The organism is Acetomicrobium mobile (genome assembly GCF_937920065.1).
Map to the genome: position 1 here is coordinate 1 of NZ_CALETC010000146.1, position 5,754 is coordinate 5,754.

The 5,754-nt window shown below is 44.9% G+C and carries 5 protein-coding genes and 1 pseudogene; 5 read left to right on the top strand and 1 reads right to left on the bottom strand.

The window, feature by feature from the left end; all coding sequences use genetic code 11:
- The 5 genes from ispF to Q7P41_RS05650 form a co-directional block, all read left to right on the top strand.
- The coding region (gene ispF / locus Q7P41_RS05630; protein WP_303882811.1) for a 2-C-methyl-D-erythritol 2,4-cyclodiphosphate synthase at positions 1 to 939 on the top strand (939 nt) is incomplete at its 5' end.
- Positions 927 to 1,640 carry a septal ring lytic transglycosylase RlpA family protein gene (locus Q7P41_RS05635; RefSeq protein WP_303882812.1) on the top strand — a complete coding sequence of 238 codons (714 nt, stop codon included), beginning with the start codon at positions 927 to 929 and terminating at the stop codon, positions 1,638 to 1,640. The genes ispF and Q7P41_RS05635, both read left to right, overlap by 13 nt.
- 26 nt (positions 1,641 to 1,666) lie before the next feature.
- Positions 1,667 to 3,064: a glutamate--tRNA ligase gene (gltX, locus tag Q7P41_RS05640; protein ID WP_303882813.1), complete on the top strand. Its 1,398-nt coding sequence runs from the start codon at positions 1,667 to 1,669 to the stop codon at positions 3,062 to 3,064.
- A gap of 12 nt (positions 3,065 to 3,076) precedes the next feature.
- Positions 3,077 to 4,558, top strand: a complete 1,482-nt coding sequence (gene guaB / locus Q7P41_RS05645) for an IMP dehydrogenase (RefSeq protein WP_303882814.1) — start codon at positions 3,077 to 3,079, stop codon at positions 4,556 to 4,558.
- A gap of 151 nt (positions 4,559 to 4,709) precedes the next feature.
- The gene (locus Q7P41_RS05650) at positions 4,710 to 4,907 is read left to right on the top strand and encodes a cold shock domain-containing protein (protein ID WP_303882815.1); all 198 of its coding nucleotides are present in this window, start codon (positions 4,710 to 4,712) and stop codon (positions 4,905 to 4,907) included.
- Positions 4,908 to 5,031: 124 nt separating this feature from the next.
- Here the strand turns inward: Q7P41_RS05650 and Q7P41_RS05655 are convergent.
- A pseudogene (locus Q7P41_RS05655) lies at positions 5,032 to 5,754 on the bottom strand (carbamoyltransferase HypF); the annotation flags it as partial.

Below are 5,754 nucleotides of genomic sequence, written 5' to 3' on the forward strand. Positions count from 1 at the left end.
GGAGGGGAAACAAGGGCTATATCCTCCTTAGCGGGCATAGGCGCTGCCAGTGGCGATTACGTGTTAGTACACGATGCGGCTCGTCCCTTTGCCTCTTCCTCTTTAGTTCAACGTATAATATCGTCTATAACCCCCCTAACCGGAGTCATACCCTTGACCCCCGTTAGGGATGCCTTAAAGAAGGTATCAAACAAGGGTGAAATTTTCCCTGTATCCAGAGAAAACCTATGGTCCACACAAACGCCTCAGGCTTTTCCGAGGGAGGAGTTGATCGCGGTCATGAAACTCGCGGACAACAATATGTCTGACGAGGCAGAAGCCTGGATAAAAGCAGGATATCCCATTAACTTTGTTGAAGGCGAGCCAAGCAACATTAAAGTTACTTATGAAAGCGATTTCAAGTTTTGCGAGACGATTGCTAGAGGAATGAGCCAATGGAGAGTGGGACACGGATTCGATGTGCACCCTCTGCGACCCTGGCGAAAACTGATCCTGGCGGGACATCTAATACCCGATGCTCCCTTGGGATTAGAAGGTCATTCTGACGGGGATGTGATCTCTCACGCAGTAGCCGACGCATTGCTTGGAGCTGCCGGAGAACCTGATTTAGGCACCCTTTATCCTTCTTCGGACGAGCGGTATAAGGATGCCTCAAGCATTATTTTCTTAGAAGAGATATCGCATTTTTTATCAAAGAAAAATTGGAGCTTAATTTGGCTTGACATCACGTTAGAAGCACAATTACCCAGGCTTTCTAAACTCATCGATTGTTTTAAGATAAACTTAGAAAACGCGCTCTCTAGCCTTACTTGGGCTATGAACAAAAGAATTAACCTGAAGGTAAAATCAGGAGAGTATATAGGAGCGGTTGGAAAGGCCCAGTGTATGAAGTGCCATGCCATTGCAACGATGAGGAGTGATATTGCATGGAGAAAGTAAGCAAAAAGCCAGTTTTATACGCTGCCATAATTGCGCTAACCCTCCTTCTATCGAAAAAGGCTCATGCATCTCGCCCATATTCCTGGATCAATGAAAGGGGGCCAAAAGTGGAATTACACATTAACGGAACACTTATAGCCTCCGCACCCAAGGAAAAGGCAGACATGGTTCGCTCATCTTTGGGAAAATTAGAAAAGGCGTTTAGCGAACAACGTAAACATTATTACTACAAGATCACCAAACACGAAAACGAAACCTTCGCCATATCTTTAAAGGATGGTGAAGAAATCTTGAGGATAACACCTGATTTAGCAAAATATCACAAATGCTCTTCAAGATTGCTAGCAGGACTTTGGTTAACTAACTTTTATGAAGCCCATTACGGCTCGAAAAACAAAGTGGAAGGATCAAATTACTTGACCGTTACCTGGTATGGAGGTCCTAAATGGAACGGCAGACGCACCGCTAGCGGAGAAGTTTTTTACGATTGGCAATTAACGGCAGCATTTAATGACGTTCCCCTAAATTCTTTGATAAGACTGTCCAATCCGCAGAACAACAGAAGCGTAATTGTCAGGGTCAACGATCGATGTAAAAAGGACGGGATTGTAGACGTATCTAAGCTAGCCGCAGATTTGTTGGGAATTACCCGCAAAGGGGCGGCTAAGCTGAGGGTGGAAATACTGCACTCATCGAAGTAGTAATGAAGGAAAGGAGCTTTCGTGAAATGCATGTTAGAACTCGCTTTGCTCCGTCGCCCACAGGAAACCTACACATAGGCGGTGCAAGAACCGCGTTATTCAACTGGATATGGGCAAAAAGATGGAAAGGCAGCTTCGTGCTTCGCATCGAGGACACCGATAAAGACCGTTCCTCACCTGAATTCGAGGATTCGATAAAAAGAGATCTTTTATGGTTAGGTTTAAGCTGGGATGAGGGCCCCGATATAGGGGGTCCTTATGCTCCATACAGGCAAAGCGAACGCTTGGACCTGTATCTAGAAACCTTGGAAAAACTCAAAGAGCTGGGTGAAGTTTATCCCTGCTATTGCACTGAGGAAGAGTTAGCAATGGAAAGAAAAGCTCAATTGGCTAGGGGTCTGCCGCCAAGATATTCCGGTAAATGCAGAAATTTAACGAAAGAAGATAGAAAAAAACTCGAAGAGACGGGAAGGGTTCCTTCGTGGCGTTTTAAAGTACCTCAGAAAGCGGGTAGAATAGAATTTTATGACGAGGTTCATAAATATTATGGGCTTTCCTACAAGGATGTGGGTGATTTTATCGTGATGCGGTCCGATAATATTCCAACTTACATTTATGCAGCAGTAGTAGATGACCATCATATGAAAATTACTCATGTGATAAGGGGCGACGAACATCTCCCTAACACAATAAGACAACTGCTCATATATCAGGCACTATCGTGGGACCCCCCTTCCTTTGCGCATATACCCATGATCCTTTCAAGAGAAGGAAAAAAGCTGAGCAAGAGAGAGGGTGCCGAGGGAATAGATGACTTAAGAAAAAGAGGCTATTTACCCGAAGCTGTAAGAGCATACTTAGCAACCTTAAGTTGGGCAGTGGAGGGGGAGGACTTTTTATTTGATCTAGATGCCATGGCTCAAGCATTTGATCTTTCTCGCGTTTCTAAATCATCTCCAATACACGACGAGGATAGGCTGAAATGGTGGGGCAATAAAGCCATTAGGAAAAAAGACCCTGAGTGGGTGGCGAAAAAACTAATGGAAATGGCAAAAGATAGTGGTTTACAGTTTGTATGTACTTATGAATCGTTAGTTTCATTGTTGCCTGAAGCTATATCCAATCAAGCCACCCTGACAGAGCTTTTCGAAAGCTTAAACTGGCTTCTTACGAGACCAAAAAAACCTGAGGCGCCACCAGAGTGGCTAATGTATTTGGTGAACGAGCTTCATTCGCTAAAAGAGTGGAAGCAAGATGAAATCGAAAAGTTGCTTCGAGCCTTTCAGAAGAGACATGGATTAAAGGCAAGAGAGTTTTTTCACCCACTGCGCATCTGCATAACTGGCGCTCACTCAGGCCCTCCGCTACCTCTTATAATGGAGGTCTTGGGCAAAGATGAAGTCTTATTCAGATTGCAAAATTAGGAGGGTTAGGCAATGGAATTGCTGAACAAATTTGTCACTTACGAAGGGTTTACCTTCGATGACGTACTGCTAGAACCAAGATATAGCGAGGTTACGCCATCACAGGTTTGTGTAAAAAGCTTTTTTACTCCCAAAATAGCGCTTAATATCCCCATATGTAGCGCCGCCATGGATACTGTCACAGACGGACGTCTGGCTATTGCCATTGCAAGAGAGGGAGGCATCGGCGTGATTCACCGTAACATGACACCCGAGGCGCAGGCCGAGGAGGTTGACAAGGTAAAACGATCGGAATCGGGCGTAATCGTCGACCCCTTCTATTTACACCCAGACGATACACTGGGTGACGCCGTTGCCCTAATGGAGCATTATCACATTTCGGGTGTTCCAATCGTCGACCCCGATATGAAATTGGTGGGAATTATCACTAATCGAGATTTACGCTTCATAACCGAAGCCGATTATGGTCAACCTATCAAAGATTTCATGACTAAAGAAAATTTAATAGTCTCACCCGTTGGAACCACCCTAGAGGATGCGAAAACCATATTGATGAAACATAAAGTTGAAAAATTACCCATTGTCGATAGCGAAGGTCATTTGAAAGGTTTGATCACCATCAAAGATATCGTCAAAGCAAGGGATTTTCCTAATGCATCCAAAGACTCAAAAGGCAGGCTGCAAGTAGCTGCGGCGATAGGCGTAGGGCCTGAGGCCATTGCAAGGGCCGATCTTCTTGTCGCAGCCGGAGTGGATGCCATAGTGGTCGATACCGCGCACGGCCATTCTAAGTTAGTACTGGAGACTATTTGCAAGCTACGGGAAAGATTCGTTGATTTGCCGATAGCAGGTGGCAATGTGGCGACTGCAAAGGGAACGGAAGCATTGATAGAAGCAGGAGCTGATGCCGTAAAGGTCGGGGTAGGACCCGGTTCTATATGCACGACACGAATCATAGCCGGCATAGGAGTGCCTCAAATTGCTGCAATAATAAACGCCGCCCAAATCGCAAAGCCAAGGGGCGTTAAAATAATAGCAGATGGAGGGATAAGATATTCTGGCGACATAACTAAGGCAATAGCCGCGGGAGCCGATGTCGTGATGATAGGCTCGTTATTTGCCGGCACAGAAGAAAGCCCGGGGGAAGAGGTAATTCACAGGGGCAGATCTTTTAAAAGCTATAGAGGCATGGGTTCGCTAGCTGCCATGAAAGAAGGCAAAAGTACGGACAGATATTTTCAGGAAAGTATCCCAGCTGAAAAATTGGTCCCCGAAGGCATTGAAGGCCTTGTTCCTTACAAAGGACCTTTGTCATCGCTGATCTACCAGTTGGTTGGTGGCTTAAAGGCAGGGATGGGCTACGTCGGAGCACATGACATAAAATCCCTACAGGACAATGCCCATTTCATAAGAATTACTGCGGCCTCGGTAAAGGAAAGCCATCCCCACGACGTAGTTGTCACGAAAGAGGCCCCTAATTATTGGATGGAGTAAGCTCATTAAAACTTGCACAGCCAGTAAAAAGGCAGAAATGGCATTTACCGAGCTAACTTTTTTGTTGACGGCATGATAAAATATTGCTATAGTTAGTAACAAAGTCGCATCGATGAGTGCGATTGATTTCTGTAATCGGGAGGAGCAAAGCATGTTAGGAACTGTAAAGTGGTTTAATGCAACGAAGGGTTATGGCTTCATTACTTCGGAAGATGGGAAAGACGTCTTTGTGCATTATTCAGCTATTGACATGAAGGGCTTTAAAACCCTTGAGGAAGGTGACAAAGTGGAGTTTGAAGTTGTAGAAGGAGCTAAGGGACCGCAAGCGGCACATGTAAGGCGTGTTTAAAAAAATAGCATTTCATTCCATTTAAGGTAGAGTTGGTAGAATCAGCGATATATGAGACAAAAATAAAGGGAGGTTAACCTCCCTTTATTTTTCATTTATTTTTTTCTTGAGCTCTGCCAAAAACCTAATTAGACCAATGATCAATGCCGACGGCCACTTGGCCCAAAGATATGCATTCATCATTAGGAGAGGTGTTTTTGTGCACTAAAGGTTCCAATCCCTCTTTCTTTAAAAGGGCAGAGGTTACGCTCAAAAGTCTTTTGTTTTGCCACACCCCGCCAGACAATGCTACGTGTCTTATTCCTGTTTGAGAAGCTAACCTCTTGCTCACTTCGACTAGAGCCCTAGAAAGGCCATCGTGAAAACCAGCAGCTAGTTGTTCTTTCCCTTTATGCTTTAAACCTTCCACGAGCCATTCAATGGCAGGCCGCCAATCGAGGAGCAAATCGCTACCTTCGTCCTTTATATCAAAGGGCGCACATTCTTTGCCCTTTGCCATGGCTTCCAGCTCTATAGCTGCTTGGGCATCGTAAGATACTACATCTCTAAGCCCTAATACCGAAGCGGCAGCATCAAACAACCTTCCTGCTGATGAGGTTTTAATATATATACCCAAATTTCGAAGTATGGGTTCCAACATCTTTTCTCTTTTTGGCCAAAACATGCGAGCTAGTTCTAAAGCTTTCTCTTTACCAAAGGTTTCAACCAAAAGAGAAAGGGCGAATCGCCAAGGTTCCAAGACCGCCTTATCCCCTCCTGGTAGTGGTGCATTCAAAAAATTGCCAACTCTGATAAAATTTTTTGCACTGCCAACCAAAAACTCGCCTCCCCAGATATTGCCATCATC

Excerpts from the sequence above, each read along its gene's own strand:
- Q7P41_RS05635 (WP_303882812.1), top strand. The coding sequence starts at position 927 with ATGGAGAAAGTAAGCAAAAAGCCAGTTTTATACGCTGCCATAATTGCG.
- gltX (WP_303882813.1), top strand. The coding sequence starts at position 1,667 with ATGCATGTTAGAACTCGCTTTGCTCCGTCGCCCACAGGAAACCTACAC.
- guaB (WP_303882814.1), top strand. The coding sequence starts at position 3,077 with ATGGAATTGCTGAACAAATTTGTCACTTACGAAGGGTTTACCTTCGAT.
- Q7P41_RS05650 (WP_303882815.1), top strand. The coding sequence starts at position 4,710 with ATGTTAGGAACTGTAAAGTGGTTTAATGCAACGAAGGGTTATGGCTTC.